The organism is Faecalicatena contorta, assembly GCF_003149105.1.
GTDB classification, from domain to species: domain Bacteria; phylum Bacillota; class Clostridia; order Lachnospirales; family Lachnospiraceae; genus Muricomes; species Muricomes contortus_C.
In genome coordinates this window covers 20,029-42,846 of sequence record NZ_QGDS01000020.1, presented here as the reverse complement: position 1 = coordinate 42,846, position 22,818 = coordinate 20,029, and the positions used below count along the sequence as shown (strand labels likewise).

18 protein-coding genes are annotated in these 22,818 nt (G+C 42.1%); 1 reads left to right on the top strand and 17 read right to left on the bottom strand.

The window, feature by feature from the left end; genetic code table 11:
- Nucleotides 1-101: 101 nt before the first annotated feature.
- On the top strand, nt 102-968 hold the full coding sequence (locus A8805_RS19875) for a LysR family transcriptional regulator (RefSeq protein ID WP_109714428.1): 867 nt from the start codon (nt 102-104) through the stop codon (nt 966-968).
- A 110-nt stretch (nt 969-1,078) separates the two neighbouring features.
- Here A8805_RS19875 and iolG read toward each other — a convergent pair whose 3' ends face one another.
- The 17 genes from iolG to A8805_RS19790 form a co-directional block, all read right to left on the bottom strand.
- On the bottom strand, nt 1,079-2,092 hold the full coding sequence (iolG, locus tag A8805_RS19870; protein WP_109714426.1) for an inositol 2-dehydrogenase: 1,014 nt from the start codon (nt 2,090-2,092) through the stop codon (nt 1,079-1,081).
- 11 nt (nt 2,093-2,103) lie between these two features.
- Entirely contained in the window at nt 2,104-3,000 is an 897-nt protein-coding gene (iolE, locus tag A8805_RS19865; RefSeq protein ID WP_109714460.1) for a myo-inosose-2 dehydratase, read from the bottom strand.
- Nucleotides 3,001-3,070: 70 nt separating this feature from the next.
- Entirely contained in the window at nt 3,071-5,185 is a 2,115-nt protein-coding gene (locus A8805_RS19860; RefSeq protein WP_109714424.1) for a glycoside hydrolase family 36 protein, read from the bottom strand.
- A 6-nt stretch (nt 5,186-5,191) separates the two neighbouring features.
- Nucleotides 5,192-6,058 (bottom strand): carbohydrate ABC transporter permease, encoded by an 867-nt coding sequence (locus A8805_RS19855; protein WP_109714422.1) that lies wholly within the window; start codon nt 6,056-6,058, stop codon nt 5,192-5,194.
- On the bottom strand, nt 6,058-6,942 hold the full coding sequence (locus A8805_RS19850; protein ID WP_109714420.1) for a carbohydrate ABC transporter permease: 885 nt from the start codon (nt 6,940-6,942) through the stop codon (nt 6,058-6,060). The genes A8805_RS19855 and A8805_RS19850 overlap by 1 nt, the downstream gene beginning before the upstream one ends.
- A gap of 189 nt (nt 6,943-7,131) precedes the next feature.
- A complete protein-coding gene (locus tag A8805_RS19845) occupies nt 7,132-8,421 on the bottom strand; it encodes an extracellular solute-binding protein (protein ID WP_109714418.1) in 1,290 nt (429 codons plus the stop codon).
- Nucleotides 8,422-8,440: 19 nt separating this feature from the next.
- On the bottom strand, nt 8,441-8,608 hold the full coding sequence (locus tag A8805_RS23190; protein WP_420319483.1) for a DUF6783 domain-containing protein: 168 nt from the start codon (nt 8,606-8,608) through the stop codon (nt 8,441-8,443).
- 91 nt (nt 8,609-8,699) lie between these two features.
- The gene (locus A8805_RS19835; protein WP_109714414.1) at nt 8,700-9,977 is read right to left on the bottom strand and encodes an ABC transporter substrate-binding protein; all 1,278 of its coding nucleotides are present in this window, start codon (nt 9,975-9,977) and stop codon (nt 8,700-8,702) included.
- The gene (locus A8805_RS19830; protein WP_109714412.1) at nt 9,970-11,583 is read right to left on the bottom strand and encodes a response regulator transcription factor; all 1,614 of its coding nucleotides are present in this window, start codon (nt 11,581-11,583) and stop codon (nt 9,970-9,972) included. Before A8805_RS19830 ends, A8805_RS19835 begins: the two co-directional genes overlap by 8 nt.
- The gene (locus A8805_RS19825; protein ID WP_109714410.1) at nt 11,570-13,369 is read right to left on the bottom strand and encodes a cache domain-containing sensor histidine kinase; all 1,800 of its coding nucleotides are present in this window, start codon (nt 13,367-13,369) and stop codon (nt 11,570-11,572) included. The genes A8805_RS19830 and A8805_RS19825 overlap by 14 nt, the downstream gene beginning before the upstream one ends.
- A gap of 345 nt (nt 13,370-13,714) precedes the next feature.
- Nucleotides 13,715-15,070 (bottom strand): NosD domain-containing protein, encoded by a 1,356-nt coding sequence (locus A8805_RS19820; protein WP_109714408.1) that lies wholly within the window; start codon nt 15,068-15,070, stop codon nt 13,715-13,717.
- Between the two features lie 85 nt (nt 15,071-15,155).
- Nucleotides 15,156-16,640 (bottom strand): glycoside hydrolase family 32 protein, encoded by a 1,485-nt coding sequence (locus A8805_RS19815; protein WP_109714406.1) that lies wholly within the window; start codon nt 16,638-16,640, stop codon nt 15,156-15,158.
- A gap of 19 nt (nt 16,641-16,659) precedes the next feature.
- Nucleotides 16,660-17,490: a carbohydrate ABC transporter permease gene (locus A8805_RS19810; RefSeq protein ID WP_109714404.1), complete on the bottom strand. Its 831-nt coding sequence runs from the start codon at nt 17,488-17,490 to the stop codon at nt 16,660-16,662.
- 24 nt (nt 17,491-17,514) lie between these two features.
- Nucleotides 17,515-18,399, bottom strand: coding sequence for a carbohydrate ABC transporter permease (locus A8805_RS19805; protein WP_109714402.1), 885 nt, complete (start codon nt 18,397-18,399; stop codon nt 17,515-17,517).
- A gap of 256 nt (nt 18,400-18,655) precedes the next feature.
- Nucleotides 18,656-19,882: an ABC transporter substrate-binding protein gene (locus tag A8805_RS19800; protein ID WP_109714400.1), complete on the bottom strand. Its 1,227-nt coding sequence runs from the start codon at nt 19,880-19,882 to the stop codon at nt 18,656-18,658.
- A 149-nt stretch (nt 19,883-20,031) separates the two neighbouring features.
- Nucleotides 20,032-21,012: a LacI family DNA-binding transcriptional regulator gene (locus A8805_RS19795; protein ID WP_109714398.1), complete on the bottom strand. Its 981-nt coding sequence runs from the start codon at nt 21,010-21,012 to the stop codon at nt 20,032-20,034.
- A gap of 143 nt (nt 21,013-21,155) precedes the next feature.
- Nucleotides 21,156-22,808, bottom strand: coding sequence for an ABC transporter substrate-binding protein (locus tag A8805_RS19790; protein ID WP_109714396.1), 1,653 nt, complete (start codon nt 22,806-22,808; stop codon nt 21,156-21,158).
- Nucleotides 22,809-22,818 lie beyond the last annotated feature (10 nt).

Here is a 22,818-nt window from a genome sequence, read left to right as displayed (position 1 = left end):
TCTATTGATATATTCATAACCTTTCAGTTATAATAAAGAGAATATACACTGTCATCAAAGAGAGCGCAGCAATAAATGTATTTTTCAGGGAGGGACTTTTTATGAATTTTCTGCAATTGAAATATTTTAAGACAGTAGCGGAACTGGAGCATATCACAAATGCGGCAGATCAATTATATATCTCTCAGCCGGCCCTTTCTAAGTCCATTCACTTACTGGAGCAGGAAGTAGGATATCCACTTTTTGAGAGAGCCGGAACCGGCATACAATTAAATGAAAACGGAAGAATTCTATATAACTATGCCATAAGCATTTTATCTTCCCTGGAAAATGCTTTAACAGAAATCAGTGACAGGAACAATCATTATCAGCAGGTGGTGCTTTCTATGACTGCAGCCACACAGTTTCTGCCTGATATTCTCCTTAATGTAAAGAAAAAGTATCCGGAGATCAGCCTGTACATCAAACAGGAATCCATCCAGCAGGCAAAACATAACTGCGACCTGTATCTTCGTTCCTCCACAACACCCTTGAATGACGTTAATGCAATCACGCTCCTGTCCGAGACCTGCCTGATTGGCATATCAAAGGATAATCCTTTGTCAGCAAACCAATGTATTGCTCCTGAGATGCTTCGCAGTGAAGTTTTTCTGACTATGCAGGATCAATTACCTTTGTATTGGATTACATGTGACCTTTGTCAGAATGCCGGTTTCAAACCCAATACAAATCTACAATTCGATAACCGGGAAACCATTTTTGACCTAATTTCCGCCAATATGGGAGTTTCCATTATTCCCGGAAAAACCTGGGCACCCTATATGAAGCACAGCGGCATTGTACTTCGCCCCTTAACAGTCTCCTACTCCCGATACATTATCTTGCAATGGCTAAAAGATAAATACTTGTCAAAGTCCGCAAATATAATCATAAAATACCTGCAGGATTACTTTCTGAAGCTTAACTAACCAGAGTATGCTCCTTATTCTTTGAAGTAAAAAATGGATAGTCCCCCACATTCGTGGGGATAACTATCCATTTTTTACGTACTTTAATAAGCCCTTATGGAATTATACGCTTAAAATGATATTTCTGATATATTTACAGGCCTGTGCTCCTCTACCGATTTTTTCGCCGCCAGGCCCATGAGAACGGGTTTTAATCCATCGATAACACCAAGTGGTGTATCCAGATTATTCTCAATTGCCTCAATAAACTGTTTCATCTCTTCCCCAAAGGAATCCATATACCGCTCCAGGAAAAAGTATAACGGCTTTTCCCCGGTTACTCCCTGTTCATTACTGATTACTGCCGTAGACAAACTGTCATTCGCCGTTGCCACCATCCCCCGTGAGCCAAACACTTCCGCTCTCTGATCGTATCCGTAAACAGCTTTTCTGGAATTATCGATAACCGCAATCGCGCCGTTTTCCATCTGCAGAGTAATTACTGCGGTATCTACATCTCCGGCCTCGCCAATTGCATCATCAACCAGGACTGCCGACTGCACATAAATCTCTGTGGCATCACATCCGGCTAAAAAACGTACCATATCAAAATCATGAATGGTCATATCCAAAAACATCCCGCCGGAGACTTTCACGTATTCTGCACTTGGCGGCTCCGGATCTCTTGAGGTCACCTTTATAATGTGCGGATCCCCAATCTTCCCATTTGCCACTGCATCTTTAACTGCTTTAAAGTTATGGTCAAAACGTCTGTTAAAGCCCACCTGATATTTCACTTCAGTTTTCTTCAGCGCTTCCATTACCTGCTTGATTTTTTCGATATCATGATCAATTGGCTTTTCACAAAAAACATGCTTTCCAGTCTCGATTGCTTCTACTGAAATAGCAGAATGGGTATCTGTGGAAGAACAGATTATCACAGCTTCAATCTCTTCATCCTGTAGAATTTCCTTATAGTCCTTTGTGACCTGTTCCACTCCCATCCCCTTTGCCCATGCCTCCGTTTCATCGCTCATGAACGGATCTGCAATGATCTTAAGCTTTGCATTTTTTACTCTTGTGCAGATACTCTCTGCATGTACTTTACCTATTCTGCCGGCTCCGATAATTCCTACTTTTACCATGGTCTTTCTCCCTATAATCCCGTTTTTTCTTTAATATAAGTTCTTGCCTTAATAGCATATTCAAGGGGATTCGCTTTCGCCGGGTCCTGCTCCGCTTCTACCAGCATATACCCCTTATAGTCATGATCTTTTAATACTGCAAAGATTTCATCAAAAGAAATACAGCCGTCGCCGGGAACAGTGAAGGTTCCTAAGCGGACCCCTTCGAGGAAGCTTAAATGCTCTTCCTTTACCTTATCCACTACATCCTGACGGATATCCTTTAAATGAACATGTTTGATTCTGCCAATATACTTTTTCACCATTTCCAGCGGATTCACATTACAGTAGGCAAAATGCCCGGTATCATACAACAGGCTGACATACTGGGGGTCAGTCTCCTGCATCAGACGTTCCACTTCATCAGCATTCTGTACCACAGTTCCCATATGGTGATGAAAGGTTAATGAAATTCCGTACTCAAGTGCCAGCTTTCCAAGTTTATTAAGCCCCTCTGTAAGCAGCCTCCACTCTTCCTCAATCATAACATACTTCTGCTCAAAGATGGGAGTGTCCTGCATTCCCTGGATGCTGTGCCCCTGTTCAGATACACCGACAATTTTAGCTCCCATGGCCTGCAGGAATTGAACATGCTCTAAGAAATCTTTTTCTGTTTCTTCATATGGTTTCGTCGTCAGGAACGAGGAAAACCATGCATTACATATCTGTATCCCGCGCATATCCAGTGCTTTTTTCAAAACTGCTGGGTCTTTAGGGTATTTATTGCCAATCTCAGAACCGGTAAACCCTGCTAAAGCCATTTCACTTACACACTGCTCAAAGGTGTTTTCCTTACCCAGATCCGGCAAATCGTCATTCGTCCAGGCAATGGGCGCAATGCCCAGCTTCACCTTATTTTTATCAAACATCCTGTTGTTTCTCCCTTCCTTTTTATCAGAATTCTGCATGCTGCAGGCCATAAGTATGCTTCATTCAACCTTATTTCCTCACTTTTCTCAACCGTACCGCAACCGCAGACATATTTTCAGTTGGGCGGTAAGTTAATATGCCATTTATTATTTGTACTATATCCTGGCTGTGAGAATAAGTCTCTTCAATCATATATTCCCCGCTATCCTCCCATGCCATCTCAATATAATCCGGCAATTCTCCGTTAAAAGTATGGATAACAGCGAAGGCCTGATCTTCTATACCTATTCTTAAAATCCCCTGCCATCCGGTGGGGTGACGGTAGCTTTGAATCTCCGGTCCATACCACTTTGTATATCCCTCTTTAATAATCGGGGCAATAGATTTATAAAATGCAATCCCTTGATCCAGCACCTGCCACTGCTGCTCAGATAAATCGGTGACATCACCTGATATGCACATTCTGCCCAGAAATGTATTAGCAACTGAATAGGCAATCCGCTTAAGTGAATCTTCTTTACGGATAACCGCCCATATCTGGCTCTGCCGGGGCAGAATTACGCGATGCATATTAGCGGCAATAATTGGAATCTCTTCGCATTCATGAGCATCAGAAAAGGACGACATGCTGGTCAGCTCCATCATCAGCGGTTCCTGCTTGTGTCCGCCTGATGCACAGTTTTCCAGAATAATCCCCGGTATCTCCCGCTTCACTTTCTCAATGAAACGATAGGATGCCGCCATGTTTTTCCGCAGCCCTTCGCCCAGTGAATCCGGGTCATCACATCCCAATCCAATGGTGTCATTATAGTCCATCTTCATGTATCCAAAATCATAGTCTTTTAGCATCCTGATAACCCGCTCACATAAGTAATCCTCAACCCAGGGATCAGCCATATTCCAGAACCGTCTCATAGAAGTTGTCAGGGTTACACCGTCCCGTTTCAGCAAATGTTCTTCCAGCTGGTAGGCTTTTGCTGCCTTTCCAACGGTATCAATCTCAAACCAGATACCTGGAACCAGTCCGGCTTCCTTAATCGCTTCTACTGTCTTCCCCAGCCCCTCCGGGAACAATGCCTCGGACACCTGATAATCTCCCATGGAAATGTTCCATGATACCCCATCTTCTTTATACCATCCACAGTCAATGACAAAGTAATCGAAGCCCCGGTCTTTAATACTGTCCAAAATCCCTGTGATGTTTTCATGTGACGGACACCCCCAGGTTGTACAGTATTCATTGAATATTACAGGAAGTTCCTGCTCCTTTTTTGGCCCCGCATTTACCTGTTCTGCCACTGCCGATGTCAGCCGCTGTGATACATCATCAACTATGCCGCCGTGGCAGGTTGTTAAAATTGCTTCGGGTGATATAAATGTTTCACCCGGTTCGACGGTTTTCACCCAATGTCCGAACTCCCGGTCAGCCAGACCGCCGGATACCGCCAGCCCATCGTCCCGCCGGTACAATTCCATCTGCCAGGATGCATTGTGGGCCAGCTGGGCTCCCCAGAATACTCCTGTTTGCTTGTCTTCTACCACCAAATATGGAAAATAGTGATTGACAGCCAGTGAACCTACCTGGCCAAATCGCTCACAGCGTACTGCATGCCCTTCCCAGGACGGTTCCAGCTGAAGTTCTTCAAGGCTTCTGGTCTCTAATCTGCCTTCCATACTCCAGACACTGCGGATCCGGTGAATATCAATCTGCCCGTATCCTGCACCAGCGAGAAAAGGACTGATGCCGCCAAGTGAAAAGCTTGAGAGAAGCTCCAGTTTCACACTCTCCTGCGTGGCATTGCAAAATTCCGTATAGCTTCTTAACGTCACTTGCCCAGATTTCCAGATCAAATGATGTTTCACTGTATAACCGCGCACATCTTCCAAGATTGTCGTAATGCACATTGCAGTCTGGTCCTTTTCAATCTGCTGTGCCTTAAACCTGAGCCTCCCCACCGTTTCACTCTGTCTCAACGTACCGCCGCCGGCAAAGCTTCCGGGGTAGGTATCACCTACCAGCTTGACCTGTACCAGTGAATCAACCACTTGCTTCTTCTGCTCCCAGACATTGGGTTCCAGTGCCGCCGGAATGATCATCAATTCCACATTCTGAGATTGTTCATCACAATAATACTGAGCTTTCATATCACCCAGTTCATATTCTTTTAATAACACAACACTCATATCTTCTTATCCTTTCACCGCTCCTACTGTCATACCTTTGATAAAATATTTTTGCAGACATAGGAATAATATGGCAATCGGCAGCACCGAAATCACAATCGCCGCCATCGCCGTGTTATAGTCACTGGCCTGGGCAGAAAATAATGATGATATTGCCACTGTCAGTGTCTTTAACTGTTTCTTACTTACATAGAGACTGGCCAGCAGATAATCGTTCCAGATCTGAAAGGACTGCATGATAACCAATGTAGCCATTGCCGGTTTTAAAAGTGGCATAACAATCAGAAAATATGTTTTAAATACCGAGCATCCGTCAATCCGGGCCGATTCCTCCAATTCAATGGGAACAGTTGACATAAAGCTGTTCATTAGGAATACACCGAATGAGATACTCGTCGCCACATACATAAAAATTATGCCAAACCGGGTGTTTGTCATCTTCAGCGAATTACCCACCATGTAAATCGGTAAAAACAGCGCCTGATAGGGAATCAGGATTCCGATGATAAAATATACATAAGCAAACTTAAAAAATTTATGTTTACATCTGGCGATTGCCCAGGCTGTCATCCCGCATAGCAGCGCCAAGATCAGCACACTGATGGCCGTATACAAAAAAGTATTAAAAAAAGTGGTCGTCAGATTCAGTTTGTCAAATGCTGTCTTATAGTTGTCGAGGTTAAAACTTTCCGGCAGACTTAAGGGATTTCCCAGATACAATTCCTTTTTGGTCTTAAACGAATAGCTGAAAATAATGAATATCGGCATCAGAAATACAATTGCAAATATCCCCATCACAACCTGAACTCCCAGAGTGGCTTTGGTATATTTCTGAGGCATGATGTCGTCTTTTTCCTTTTTCTTCTTAAACATTATGCCTGCACCTCCTTCTTCTTAAGACCCCGCACCTGGATTACGGCAACCAGCAGCAGAACCAGTACTAATGAGGTCGACATTGCCGAGCCGTACCCAAACTGCCGGCCATTGATTGCTGTGGTATAGGTCTGGTAAATGATTGAGGTCGATGCCCGGCCCGGTCCGCCTTTGGTCGATGAAACCAGTAAATCGTATACTTTTAGTGAGCCAGTCGTAATACCAACAATGCAAATGGTAAATGATGGTGCCAGCATCGGCACAGTTACATTGAAAAAGCGCTTGATCGGTCCTGCTCCGTCCACTTTTGCCGCTTCGTACAGATCACCCGGAATTGATTGCAGCCCTGCCAGGTAAATCAGCATCCAGTATCCGACCCACTGCCAGTTGTTCGCAATCAGCAAGCCGCCCAAAACAGTATCTGCTTCTCCAAACAACAGGAAATTGATACTGGTTCCCAGCATATCATTGATTGCCGGCAGAACATTGGAATACATCCTCAGCCAGATAAATCCCACAATAACCGAACTAATCAGACAAGGGATGAAAAAGGCTGCCCGGTAAATCTTCTGTGCTTTGATCCCGCTATCCAACGCAACGGCAAATAAAAGGGCTATAATGTTCTGCAATATGGTATTGCCGATGGTAAACCTGATTGTAAACCACCAGGCATTCTTAACCTCCGGATCCTTTAATAACTTGATATAATTATCAAATCCAATAAATGTCTTTTCCGCCGCCATTCCATCCCAGTTGGTAAAAGAATATCTTACCGCCAGTACCATCGGTATGATAATACCAATCGTGAAGATGACAAACCCGGGAATAATCAGTAAAAAATACTGCCGCAGCATAGACTTACTGATGTCACCTTTTTTCTTCATCTGCTTTACTCCTCCTTCTATTTAAATAAAGAGTTTGCCTCGCAAACTCTTGCGCCTGCGGAGGTCGCATAGCGACATCTACCATTTACACCGCAGTGTGCATCCCCCCGTAGAGTTTTTATGTAATAGGAAAAGCACTTTCCTATTACATTAGAAAAGGGGAAGGTAATTTCTTCCCCTTTTGGAACATTATTTTGATACTGAACTTGCATTTACTCTGCCATCAGAAGCCTTCAGTGCATCTTCGAAGGTTTGCTGGCCCTGGAGCCATGCACCGATGTCTTTTGCATTCTCTTCCTGGAAACCGCCCCATACTAACTGGTTGTTTCCAAGGGTAACATCGACAATATTTCCTTCACTTGCATACTTATCGATATCAGACTGGCTTGGATTGATGAATGTTGGTGACACATCCTTTAACATTGGAGCAGTTTTGGTGTGATCATAAATCTGAACTGCCAGATCTTTATCTCCGGTCAGTACATCAAGAAAACAGTTAACTGCTTCTTGTTTGTCACTGTCTGCTTTGGTCATAACGGTAATGTTCGGTTCAAAGATCAGCTTGGAATCACCATTCTGATTCGGGAACGGGAATATCCCGAAATCAAAGTTTTCGTCAATATCCAGGAAATTCTGTATTGACCAGGAACCAGAAACTTTCATTGCCGCTTCGCCCATAACCATTTTGGCATCACAGTCTGTCTGTTCTAATGAGAATGTCTCCGGGAAGGTATTCTTATAAATAATCTCATTGTTTTTATACGCAGCCTGCATATCCTGGCTCTTTTCATAAGACTCTTTGCCGGCCCTGAAATCATCGCCCCACTGTGGGTTCTTATTAAACACGTCATTCATGGCAAACTGCATGGTTACGTTTCCAATACTCCATGTATCAACCATATGGCTGGCGAATGGGGTAATACCCTTTTCGTTGCAGTCATCGATAATCTTCTGCAGGTCATCCAGGGTCTTCGGTACTGACCATCCATTTTCTTCAAACATCGCCCGGTTGTAATATACACCCTGATACAGCGCATTAAACACCAAACCGTAAGCTTTTCCATCAATTGATACATTCTCAATGGCCGCATCCAGAACTCGTCCCGTATATTCCGAAGGTATTTCTGCCAGCAGATCCTGTGATCCATATGTAAGAACATCCTGAGCTTTTCCAATCATTATATCGGGAAGTCCTGACTGCATATACTGCTGCATCTTCGGCTGGAAATCATTTCCCCAGTCAACACATTCCCACTCCAGTGTTATATGAGGGTACTTCTCAGCCATCACTTCATCAATCATGTCTTCCATTCCCACATCGGTTGTGGATTGTCCGGCAAGAACAGTGAGAGTCACCTCTTCTTTTTCCTCTTCACCCTTTGTATCTTTACCTGATGAATCTGATCCGCCGCATCCGGCCAGCATTGATGCTGCCATACATCCGGCCAGCCCTAAAGCCAATACTTTCTTTAACTTCATAGTGTTCCTCCCATTTGATTCAATTTTTAGGGTGTGTCTGAAAACTGCTTGTTCCAAGGTGTGCGTCACACTTTGTGGGAGATTTGTTCCAAATAAAGGCGGCGTAGTGGGCTACGCCAACTGAATTTGGGACAAATATACCGCGAAGTGGGGCGTGCAGATTGGGGCTATGAGTTTTCAGACACATCCTAGTTAAATTAATTATAGTATGGGTTTGTTGATGACAATTAGGACTATTTAGAAAAAAGCAGTTGTACTTTTTTGAAAAGTACAACTGCTTACCGCTCTTCGATAATACTTGTATCCCTCTTTTGATCGGCATATTGCAAGACATCTTCAAGTTTTGCCTTCCCCTGTAACCAGAGCATCGCCTGAGCCGCCACATCATTTTGATAACTCCAGACAAGCTGGGAATTGCCGGCCGCCACGTTGAGCATCTGATTATTCTCCCGATAGTATTTTACGTCATCCTGCACCATTACATCCCCATTTTCCTCCATTCTGCGAAATGTGGAGCGTGCCTGAATATAATCTACAATTTCCTGCGCCAGCAGATAGTTTGTTCCGATCTCTGTCAGCACCGCATCTACCAATTCTGTGTTTTCTTCTTTATTTCCTTTCATAAAAGTCATATTGGTTTCCACTAACAATTTTGCATCACCGCTCTCATTTGGATAAGGGAAGATACCCACATCGATTTCCGAAACCATCTGGCTCATAGCCTGTAAAGACCACGTACCGGTCAGGTTCATCGCCGCCTCTCCCCGGGCAAAACGGACATCACTTTCATATTGATTAATCTGGATGGCATCCGAAAAAGAATGCTCCAGAATATATTGATTGTTTTTGAATAACGAAGTAATCAGCGGATTCCCCGAATAATTTACTTCGCCTGCCCGGAAACGTTCCCCCCATGCCGGGTCACTGGCAAATATATCATTCATAAAAAACTGCATATTCATGTTTCCGATTTTCCAGCTCTCCTGAAAATGACTGGCAAAGGCAACCACATTATTTTTTTCCAGCACATTGACAACATGATCAAGTTCCTCAATGGTTTTAGGTGTTGTCAGCCCGAAGCGTTTGAATATCTCTTTATTATAAAACACACCCTGTAAGCTCTCGGTGTAAGGAAGGCCATAGACCCCTCCCTCTGATGAGACCACCGCTAACGACTGCTCTGATATTTCCGAGTATACTTCTTCCGGCAGCGGGGCGATAATTCCGCTCATCCGGTAAGGATATACATCCTGGGATTTCCCGATCAAAATATCAGGGAGATTACCCGATACAAATTTACCTTCTACCTGAGATGCAAACTGATCCCCCCAGTCCACACAGCTCCATTGAAAATCCACATCCGGGAATTTTGCCGCCAGTACCTCCTGGATCATCTCCTCAGTTCCTGCATCAGAAGATGACTGCCCGGCCAGAATGGTGATTGTCGGCTTACTCTCGCTCTCGGAAATGATTTCTCCTGACGGCAGCGGCCCGGTTACACTGTAGAAAAGCCAGAGTACCAATATCACAACTACTGCAATTATTTTTTTATTCAACCGGACCGCCCCCTTTCGCTTTATAATCTCTGGGGCTGACCCCTACGATTTTCTTAAAGACCCGGCTAAAATAAGTATAGTCATCATATCCTACCAGAAATGATATTTCCGACAGACTCAGTTGATTCTCTGTAATATATGAAACCGCCTGTTCCATCCGCTTCCTGGCGATATATACCATCAGGTTTTCTTTCGTAAACTGTTTAAAGCTCTTTGACAGGTACGAGGGTTCTACGGCAAAACGCTCCGACAATACCGCCAGAGAAAGTTCTTCAAAATAGTGACTGTCAATATAATTCTTAACCTGTCTGACAATCCCTTCCATAGTGTCACTTTTAGCCGCGTCAGTATCCACCATAATGCTGTCAATAATATCCCTTTCACAGGCAATCAACCGCTTTAAATCCAGACGGTCAACATATTTATCCACTTCATCAACCAGACTTTCGATATTGATTATGTCAGCCGGGTCCATGATATCAATCTGCATATTGCTCATCAAAACACTGTTTATCTGTCTGATCATCTGCTTTACGTCCAGGTAAGTAACTGATGGCTGCCCTTCCAGGTCCAGACTTCTTATCACCACTTCCTCTACCCGAGCCTTATTTCCCGCTTTCAGAAAGATGACCAGCTGATTTACCACCTTTTCACTTAATAATTTTCGCCGGTGCTGTTCCTGAATCTCCCGCGAACGCTTATCATGAGAAATAATCTCACTTTTACCCACATATTTTCTGGTCATCAGCAGACTGATTGCCTGGGTATAAGCATAATGAAAGCTTTCAATCGAATAGGAAAAGTCATTGAGTACGACGGTGATGGGCGCCTGAAATACCGCTTCTAAAATCTTTGTATATACAATTGCTGCCCGGTGTGAATGGGCTTCTTTTTCTTTTGAAATAATAATAAACTCGTTGGATTTAGTGGCATGATTAAAGACGATAATCTCTTCTTTCAGAGCCGCTTTAATTCTCTTTTTTACTTCATATGACAGTTGGTTGATGTCCTGATTATAGGCATCCATGGCAATTTGCATGTTATGTATTTTCAACAGCACAAAACCATATCCCGCGGTGTCCAGATTGAGATTAATAGACAAATTATTGAGGCTCCCTGACTCATCCCGGTCAATCAGTCTGCTGTACTCATGGTCCTGCATCATGGAAGACAGTCTGAGCTGCTGGTTACGGGTCTCCTGATCGACCTCTTCCTGTGCCAGCCGCCGGTTGATGATATCCATAGCTTCAGAAACTGCCAGAATAAGATCAGCCCGGTTGATTGGTTTTAACAGATAATTGATTGCCCCGGCTTTCATCGTACTCTTGACATAATTAAAATCATCGTAACCACTGACAATAAAGGTAATGACTGACGGATATTGTTCTTTAACCTGTTCTATTAACTCCACCCCATTAACAATCGGCATATTGATATCCGAAATGAGTATATCAGGTGTAGTTTCTGCCATTCTTTCCAGTACCTCTTCCCCATTCTCTGCAGGCTCCATAAATTCAATGTTATACTTATCCCATTCAATAATATGGCGGAGCTTTTCCCTGGTCCAGTATTCGTCATCGGCAATCAGTAATTTATACTTTCTCATTTGCTTCCTCCTCTTTCTTGCAGGGGATTGTAACAGTCACTTTCGTCCCTTTTCCCAGTTCACTTTCAATCGAAACACCATATGCTGCTCCAAATAACAATTTTATCCGTGCATTGATATTATGCAGTCCAATAGAGTCTCCCTTTTCCACATACTCCAGATTGTTTTCTTCAAACTGCTGATTCAGGCTCTCTGCCTTCATCCCGGTACCATTATCTTCCACAGTCAGAATCAACAGTTCACCTATTTTTTTGCCGCCCATTTTAATAATCTTTTCTCTCTTAATATCCCGTACACCATACTTTAACGCATTCTCGACAATCGGCTGAAGGGTCAGACGCGGAATTTCTAAAGGCAGTACCTGTTCTTCCATCTCGAAGACATAGCGAATATCATTGTTCATCCGGACATCCATCACATAGATATAGTTTTTCAGATGCAGCATTTCACGCTCTACGGTAGACATCTGATTTTTCATATCAAGACTGTAACGAAAGATGGCTGACAGAGATTCACTTAGATTACTTACTAAAGTACAGTCCTGAATCTGGGCAATACTGCTCATCGTATCGAGGGTATTATAAAGAAAATGAGGGTTGATTTGTGCCTGAAGTGCTTTATACTCTGCCTCTCGAAGCATCAACTGATTCTTATACTCTTTCGCAATCAGCTGCTGCATTTCATCTAACATCTTGTTGAAATTTTCACCCAGTTCTCCGATCTCATCATTTCCGAGGCCACTGACGCGAAGATTCATATCTCCTTTCCGGATCTTGCGCATGGTGTCGGTAAGATATTCCAGCGGACCGGTAATTCCTTTCGCCATCACAATCGACAGGATACCGAATACGATTAGTAAAAGGACAGCAATTAAGACGAGGTTTCTGGTCAGCATCTGCTGATTTTTGACAAGTAAAGACGGAGGCATCAGTGAAAATATCTCAAGGTTATAACGGGTACTTGAAAAGTTAAAAAGAACTTCACCATTGGTCTTTAGATTCAGCTCCTTATCCCCTTTTCCCTTTGCTATGTCGGCTGACAGACTTTCATATTCTTCCTCGTATTTTTGCTGCTTTCCGCCGGTTTTTATAATTGGCCTATCACCGACAGGCTGAATCCATAAGATATTATTTTCACCGTAGATATATTTATTCAATATATCTTTGAACACCTCACTGTCAACATCACATACAACACAGCCGATCTGCTGCCTGGGGTATGCCTGATTGAAAATATTAATGGCAAAACGGATCATATCTTTCTTCCGGTTTTCATTGTAATAACTTGAGACAAACATCACGTTATCTTCCTGGTCCATAAACTTGCGCAGCGGCTTAATATTATAGTTTCCGGTTTTTTCGAAGACATCCTCAGGGTACTTGTAAATAGGGGTAGAGGCGTGGAAATAGGTGCTGACGATACGGTTAAAGTCATCATACACATAAACTGCTGCCACTTTGTCGTCCACTTCGAAGGACTGTGCTATGGTATATGCTGTGCGGTAATAGTCCTCGCGCATACCGTTAATCTCCCGGTGCCGCTGAAGGTCATTCATCAGCTCTTTCTGATTATAAATCTCCAGCAGATTATTCTCCATTGTTTTGATAACGTTATTTATTTCTTCCTGCATACTTTTCAACAAGTGAATATTAGACTCCTTTGTCTGCTCATAAATGGTACGGGCAGACGTCTGCTGAAACAGTGTTGTCTGAACAAGCAGGGCAATCAAAATACTACTTAGACACAGCAGTAAAATCTTAACTCTCATACTCTCTTTTTTCTTCATCGGTAATCGTCCCCTGATTTTAACCTTATACTATCCCAAGATGTTCTTTTTATACTGTTATGTTTTGATAGCATTCTTATAGTCTTTTGATTAATTTATCATTTATGAGAATTAATTTCAACATTATATTCATGAATAGTAGATTATTAAAATTTTAAGGGTATGTTTAATTTATACTTTTTCCGCACCTAATGTTGTGGTTTTTATTTTTGTTTTGTATACTAATATTTTACTATAACAAAAAGGACACTTCCTACAATTATGGAAATGTCCTTAAAGCTCAACTTTTTATATCCAAAGTATTGACCCAGATACTAGAATAACAAGAATAATTAAATAAATTATTTATACTCCTGGTATTGGAGTTGCTCTGAATGCATTTACAGCCTTGTCCACAACAACCTGCGCATCACTTCCCGAATCAAGAATCGTATTTTCAATCGCTTCCTTTTCTACCAGTACTGTTGTCACGTCAAGTGCCTCCAATTTATCCGTAGTCAGCAATGCTCCCACTTGCGCATCGAAACAAGAACCCGCTGCCGCGGCTTGCTCATCCGTGACTTCGGTAGTAGCAACAATATGATTATCAGAAATATAATTTCCCTTACCCGAAACAACACGTATGATTACAGGTGTTGCACCAGACGGTCTGATATACTGAGTATCTATTGTTTCCGAAATGTGATTAGCGATTACAGAATTATTATTACCGCTAATATACATAAGGCCATACAAATCATCTAACCCATTGTCGTATGCCTGCATAGGAGGCCAAGGTTCATGGTCACGCAGAAAATGATTTGAAGAAACCAAATTTTCCGAGGAATTTTCTTCGAATACCAGCATTCCCGGGTAAAATGAATGAAATCTATTACTTGTGATACTGGAACGTACCACACCGGAAAAATGGACACTGCTTGCACCTCGTGGGAAAATATTATTTGCCGTAATCAAAAGCCCTCCAAAATTTTGAGCATAAATTGAATATCCTTTATAACCTGCTCCCAGCAAGTTATCGGTTATTTTTGAAGCCTGGCCTGATTCCCGCAGCTCTATACAGTTACCACATTCAGCTATAAAATTATCATGTACAGCCAGTGCATCTGCATTATAAATAGTAACTCCATGCTCTAAATACACGATCCCCATGCCTGTAATCCGGAATGAGTCCCCTGCACTTGCAACATAAATACCCGTTTTCCCATTTGTATATGTGTTTTCTGGATCTGCTTTTCCTAAACCATCGTCCAAAAAATGCAAACCATCAATGCAAAAGTCAGCAAACTCTAACGAGCTTATTCGGGGCTCCCCACTCCGCTTAACATAAAATGCTGCTCCTGCGCACTCCTCATCGTCAGCATCCGGGGAAATATCTACAAGTATACGACTTCCTCCCGGCCACACTTCGTGCCAGTCTGCCCATTCACTCTCCGGAGTATTAAAACGAATACTTGAAGATGTAAAACCATGTCCAGAACCCATAATTTTTAGGTAACTGATGTCTATAACTACTTGAGTAACGAGATGATAATCACCTGGCGGGATATAGATCACTGCGCCTGGTTTTCCTCCTTCATTAATATCAGAGTCCGTTTGCCTACTTTTAATATCCCCAATGATGCTATTGATTACCTTACCAATATCCTCATATGGATTGCCCGCATTCCACGCTGTTACATCATAATAATTATTACTAACCATTCATAAATCCTCCTGTAAAATTAACACTAAATAAATTTTTACGCTGCTGCATCGTCAAACCATAAGTATAACATTATGGAAAAATCTATTTAAAACATTCCTTCAGCCCATAGGATTCAAACTTTCTAATCACCACCCTGCCGCCATATGCACGAATCTTCAACTGATTCTGCGCATCTCCCGCAAATATGTTGTTGGAATGATTATTCTGGTATTGATCTGTAAAGATTTCTAGAGAGCTCTGATCAGACAAAATATGCACATCCAGTTCTTTTTTTCCTTTTAGGTACATCACACTTCTTGATATACCCCTGCTCCATCCGTCCGCTTCGTTTCGATCCACACTCATTTCTGCATTCTTAAAATCAAGCAGACATGCCGTCTTCTTACCCTCGCCGCAGCGCAGAACTAATTCCAGCTTATCAGCATCCGTCTTTTCGAGATCTATGTTCAGCTTCAGTTCAAAGCACACTCCGTCTCCGGCTGTCAGCTCTGTCTCCTTTTCCGTCACCACAAGCTCATCTTTATGTTTCCTATTTTCACGAATCGTTTCCACCTCTGCTATTGGAAGAAACTGTAATGTCCCATCTCCCATCATGCGCACTTCCCTCGGAATATTGAAAGAACCACACCAGCCTTCCTTGTACGTTGGTCCCCAGTCCTTCCATAATGGCATCCATTCCCATCCATTGGCCCATGCAACGAGGATTCTTCTTCCATCCGGTGCCAGGAAGGACTGCGGCGCATAATAATCAAAACCCCAGTCAATCTCACCAGTTACATGACAGTTAAACTTACCTGTCTCATAATCAAAATCACCGACCAGATACACAGAGGTATGCTCACCCGCCCCCATGGGTGAAAACGTCAGGACATATTTATCACCCATGGGATAAAAGTCGGGACATTCCCACATATAGCCCCATTCTCCACGGCTCTCAGCCAGCACATTGAAAAATGTCCAGTGGAACATATCTTTCGACCGATAAAGCAACGCCTGTCCTTTATTACCACGACTTGCACCACATACCATATAATAAGTATCCTCGTGCTTCCATACCTTTGGATCCCGGAATAAATCAGTCGGAATACCTTCTGGTGCAGTCAAGACCGGATTTCTTTCATATTTTTCGAAGTGAATTCCATCTTCACTGTATGCAATGCACTGTGTCTGCTCAAATCCCTTTCCTTCATTGGTCGTCCCCGTAAACATCAGAAACAACTTGCCATCATGTTCGAGTGCACTCCCCGAAAAGCATCCGCCACGCGGGTCATTATCATATATTTCACTGGGAGCCAGCGCTAACGGCAGATACTCCCAGTGCAGCATGTCATCACTGACCGCATGTCCCCAATGCATGCTGCCCCAGAATCCATGATATGGATTGTGCTGAAAAAAGAAGTGGTATTTTCCTTTGAAATATATTAAGCCATTGGGATCATTCAGCCATCCGGTCTGCGGCATAAAATGATAATGCTGGCGCATCTTTCCATTTTTCACAACACTTTTTTTGCTATCTATCTCACACTGAGCCTTTTCGATATTCTGTTGCATTAATTCTCTAGACATAAAGACTCCTCCATCATTTCTAACCCTTTACAGCCCCGGCAGTCATTCCCTGCACAATATATTTCTGAGCCACAAGGGAGATAATCATTACTGGGAAACTAAACAAAAATGCACCTGCACACATTGGTCCCAGATCCAAATTGTATGCTGACAAAAATCCTGCCAATCCAACTGTGAATGTCTTTGCATTTGTACTGGTCAATAACAACGCAATAAGGAAATCATTCCATGCAAGGAACAGTGTAAATATAAATGCTGTCGCTAATCCAGGTTTACAAATCGGCAGAATGACCTTCTGAAACGTTTGTAAACTACTTGCGCCGTCTACAAATGCCGCTTCATCCAGCGTCGTTGGAATTCCCTCATAAAAACTTAACATCGTCCACATGACAAATGGCATATTAATGGCTGCGTACACAATAATCAAAGCAATTTTTGTATCATATAAACCCAGATTACAAATCAATTCATAAATCGGCACTACAATACTTGAAGTAGGAATCATCTTCAGGCACAAAACTAAAACAACCAATGCAATTGATAATTTTGCCCCTGAACGCTGAATTGCATATGCCGCAAGAGACCCCAGAATCAATGCAATGATTGTGCTTACCAGTGAAACACTCAAACTGTTCATCAGATATTTAAGTGCATCCATTCTCCCCAGCAGCCCCGAAAAATTTTCAACCGAAAATATCTTTGGGAAAAAGTTTGGTGGAACTGAAATTACTTCTGCCCCCGGTTTAAATGAACAACTAATCACATATATATATGGAAAAAGCCAGAATACAGTGAGAATTACTGACAAACTGATTCCCAGCTTTTTTCCGATTTCACCTTTTTTCACCACTTTTTTCGCCTCCTCTAAAACCAACTAGCTATTCTTTTTCTTCGGGTTCCACAAGCTCTGCATAAATACCAGTGTAAATATTACTAATACCGCAATAAATACTACCGCCATTGCACTTGCATAACCAATATCGTTATATCGTGTCAGTGTCTTGTAGATAATAATACTGATTGTTTCTGAAGAACTATTAGGGCCTCCTTCCGTCATTGCCCAGATAATATCAAAGGTTCTGGCGGCGTCAATAATTCTTACTGACAATGCAGTCAGCAAAACTGGTTTGATTACCGGCAGCTTAATCGCAAAGACCTGCTGCAGCATACTTGCTCCATCTATTTTTGCAGCTTCCAGCATACTGGAATCCAATCCCTGCAATCCAGCCAGTATCATCAACATCATAAACGGCGTTGTGAGCCAGATATCTGCAATACAGCATGCAAATAACGCCCATTTTTCGTCTGCAAGCCAGAGAATATCACTGCTGCTTGATAAAATTCCAATCCTTGTCAAAAGTTCATTGACAATTCCAAAACTGGAGCTCATCATTAATTTCCAGGTAAGGCCTGCTACTAATGGTGCTATCATAAGAGGTGCCATCATAAGCGAACGGATAATTTTGCTTCCTTTATAATCTAGTTCAAAAAATAATGCAAATAATAAACCTATCACCGTCTCAAAACTTACGGCTACTACGATATAAATCAATGTATTCTTTAATTGTTTAAAAAAACCTCCGGCTGCAAATGCGTGGATGTAATTTTCCAAACCAATAAATGTTTTATCGCCTGTAATTCCAATTTTATAGAAACTGTCAATTACCATTGTAATGATTGGATATATAAGAAACGCACCCATAAATACCGCACCCGGCAGAAAGAATAATAATAAGGTTTTTCTTGAAATTAATCTCATTTCCACTTACCACCTTTATAAAGCAGAGGAGCATTCCGTCCTTATGTCTCCTTAAACTTCCTGGAATGCCCTCTGCTAATCATTTCATATGTTTAAACACGCCGATTTAACTATTTACCAATTGAGCATCTGTTCAGAATCATGAACAGATACCCCGCAAGCCCATGAAAATCGCCTTTGGCGATGGGGCTTGCTATAGCGTCTTCAATGTTTTCACACGGACTGTGCAGCAAATGCACAGTCCTGTACTGAACAGTTACATAATTAATTCAATTTGAGTCTTTGCTGCTTCCAATGTATCATTTACATCAGCTTCGCCTAAGCTTGATTCTACAACTCCTATCAGAACTTCTTCAATCTGAGACCATGTAGTTACCATAGGTCTTGCCTGTGACTGTTCAGCTCCTAATGTTTCAAGAACTGCTGTTGTATGTTCATTGCCTGCTACTTTTCCGGCTTCTTCGTATACAGATGTTCTTCCCGCAATCTTTAATGTGAGATCCATATAATCTGCATTGTGATCATACATGAATTCCACATATTTTTTAGCCATCTCTTTATTTTCAGAATTCTTCATTACACATTCATACCAGGGACCTGTAGTTGCTCCAACACCGGCACTTCCACCAATCATCGGTGCACAGCCTACTTTATCTGCTCCAAGGGCCTCTACTGCTGCCGGATACTGATGGCTCCAGTTCAGCTGCATTGCAACTTTTCCGTTTGTGAAGAGTTCCTGAGACTCTGTAGCTGCTGTAGCCAGTGAATCTGCTGGTGTGTAATCAGCATTTGCATTCTCAACCATAAAGTTCAATGCATCTACATAAGCCTGATCTGTGATGTTTACATTTCCTTCTTTATCAAACACAAGTCCTTCTGCACCAGCCTGGCATGCAAAATCAAGGAATGAGCATACTGCATCAGAACCGCTGCCGAAAACTGTTGTTCCACTCATATCATCGGTTTTCAGTTCTTTTGCAAGTGCCTGATACTCTTCCCATGTCTTTGGAACTTTATCTTCAGAAATAAGATCTTTTCTGTAAATCAACACCTTTGCGTTTACCCACATAGGATATCCAAGAAGATTTCCATCAATCGTTCCACTGTCCTGTAAGGTCGGAAGAAAATCACTTGTGTCTGCATCATTTATTGGTTCAATCGCATCTGCAAATGCAGCTAACCATACTACATCCATGCATGCCACATCATGTGCAGCCTGCTTTGCCTTAATCTCTGTAGAAAGCTTGTCATACATTCCGGTATAAGCAACTGCATCAATAACAACCTTGCATCCAGTCTCTTCTTCAAAGGATGCTGCTGTTTCTTTTGCCAGTGCCTCTGCAGGTGAGCCACTTTCTACCAGAACTGTAATACTGTTTTTATTTCCTTTGGACTCTTTTTTGTCTTCTTTTGAGCCACATCCGGCTAACATTGTTCCTACCATTGCAACTACAAGCATGATACTAAAAATTTTCTTTTTCATTCTTTTTCTCCTTATTCAATTTTATGGAACGCGTTCCATGTTTATATACATAGCTTACATCAAAAAAAGATACAAGTCAATTGTTTCTTGTGACTTGTACCTTTTTTGTATATTTTCTATAGAATTTACTTTTTATTTTTATTTATACTTCACAACGTGCTCTTTCTTCTTATTAACTCTGGTGTAAACTCAACCATCCTTTTTTTATATTCTTTTCCATTAATCATATGATCAATTAATCTCACGCTTTCTTGTGCAAGCTGCTCAATTGGCTGTCTGATAATTGTAACAGGAGGACTCACAACATCTGTCACAAAAGTACCATCATAACATATCACTTTTAAGTCTTCTGGAATCCTTTTTCCTTGTTCCTGTGCAACCTTCATATATTCTAAAGCCAGCAAATCAGCTCCAAACACCCCATCTGTATTGGAATATTCTCCAAACACGCGACTTACGATTTCTTCATAATACGGTGTTTCAAATTTATTCCATCCTAATTCAACAGAATGTAAAGTAATCCCATGCATGTTTATGATTCTTTCAAATTCTGTATGCCTTTCCTGAGAGGGCGACTGAACACTCTTTGATCCTTGAAATTGAATGATTTCCCTGCATCCTGCTTTTATCAATTCTTCTGCTGCCAATCTGCCCCCCAGTTTGTGATCTACAGATACAACTGGAATTTTATTACCTATAAAGCGGTCTAATGCAACGATTGGACGCTCAATATCAAGATATTCTGCTATTTCCAAAGAGTGAACACCTGTAATAACGCCATCCACAACGCGTTGCCTTAACATTTGTAAGTATTCGCTTTCACTATTTTTTACTTTATCGGTATTACATATCATCGTTTTATATCCGCGATGATATAATTCCATTTCCACGGACCTTACGAATTCTGCAAAAAACGGATGTGCTGAATCTGGAACCAGTACTGCAACAATACCTGTTTTTTTTCGATAAAGATTTCTCGCCAATTCATTTGGCGTATAATTAAGGGTTTTCATGACATCCTCAACTTTTTCTCTTGTTGCCTCTGCCACATATCCGCTATTATTTATTACCCTGGATACAGTACCAACCCCTACTCCAGCCATTTTTGCAACGTCTTTAATTCCGGCCATTTAACTCTATACCTTCCATACTTTAATCTGATTATTCTTTCAGTATAGCGTTAAAGCAAAATGTATTCAATACCTTTATTGTCTAAATACTTTATCTTCAAATAATCTCTGCTCTTAGAATCTCGAACATATTCATTAAGTTGTTATTTCAACGTAATCCCCGCCACATTGATCTGTGAGGGAACCCCTGCAAAGCTGTATGCATCAATCACATTGCTATTGTAAATCACCAATTCGTTGACATAGGTAACCGGAATAAGAACAGAATCGGTATGGGCAGCTTCAAGTACGTCGTGAAATACTGTCCTGATGTTTTCATCACCTACCAAGGTGGGAATACCGCTGATAAGCTCATAAGCGGCATCATAGCCCATGCTCGGCAAGGCCTTTGCAACCATCGGATCAGTAGAATAGGAAGGCTGTGTATAGTCTGTATTCGGGTTCATATTGGCAACATAGGTAAAGGGGTCGTAGAGAATGCCATAACTCTCATAGTAAGCCATTGAGAACTCCCCGCCGCTATAAATATCCCCGAAGAACGCCATGAGCTCCATGCCTGTTAGTTTCACATCAATTCCAATCGCTTTAAGGGAAGCCTGAATAGCCAAAGCGGTTTTATCGTTCAGTGTATTGGAGACATATTTCAATTCAGCCGAAAGTACTGCACCATCTTTTTCAAGAATGCCGTCACCGTCGCTGTCTGCCCAGCCCGCATCGGCCAAAAGTGTTTTTGCGGTCTCCACATTGTAATCATAGGGTGTGACAGATATATCGCAATAGGGCAGGTTCGTGTCCATAATTGTATCGGCAACAGTTCGATGTCCGCCAAAAAGGCTATTTACGATGCCTTCCTTGTCCAATGCGTAATGCACCGCCTGACGGACATTGATGTCATCAAAAGGAGCAGCAGCCGGATTCAGTGTCAAAAACTCTGTAAGACTATGTACTTCCGAGACCATTCCTGCATAGCCATTTTCACTGGAAATACTGTCAAATGTATCGTAAGAGATATTATCAGCGCCAATAATCAGGTCAACCTCACCACTTTTGAGAGCAAGAGCCTTCGGTTCATTTTCTTCAATTACTTTTACTGTAAACTCGTCCAGTTCAGGCAGGGTGCGGTTGTAATGCGGATTTCTGACAAACGTATAGGAACGATCCTGATTGTTTTCACCGGCATACATGTAAGGTCCAGTACCATAGGTAGATGTTTTTAAAGCATCAGACATAGTGCCGTCTTCATTGAAGGCAGCAGCAGCCATGATCCCACGCGGCATAACCATAGCCAGATTCACAAGCGTGGCATAATAGGGTTGTGAAAGGTGCATTTCAAACTCATAGTCATTTACGATAACAATGTCTTCAATCAGGCTGTTCAGCATACCGTAGTTAGCTGCAGCCGAGCCTAGTATTGTATTGGTGTTCATAAGATTTAGTTTCACAACCTCAGCAGTCAGCTCAGTGCCGTCAGAGAACAGAATGCCCTCTTCTAAAGAAAAGGCATATACTTTCCCATCATCCGAAATTTTCCATTCTTTTGCAAGTCCGGGAAGAAACTCTCCGTTTTCATATTTCACAAGCGGTTCATAAAAATTCCCCACATAATAGTAATAGCTCAATGAGCTGCCCTGCTCAGGCCCGTATATTGAGGCAAAACCACCCACAAAATCGTTAGATTCCGCAATCGTAATGGTTTTTGTTTTATCTTGATTTTCCTCTTGGGACGGCGAGCAGCCTGCTAAAGACATCACGATTACCGCAATAGCGAGTAAGGTGGCAAAAAACTTCTTGTTCATAAATTAAATC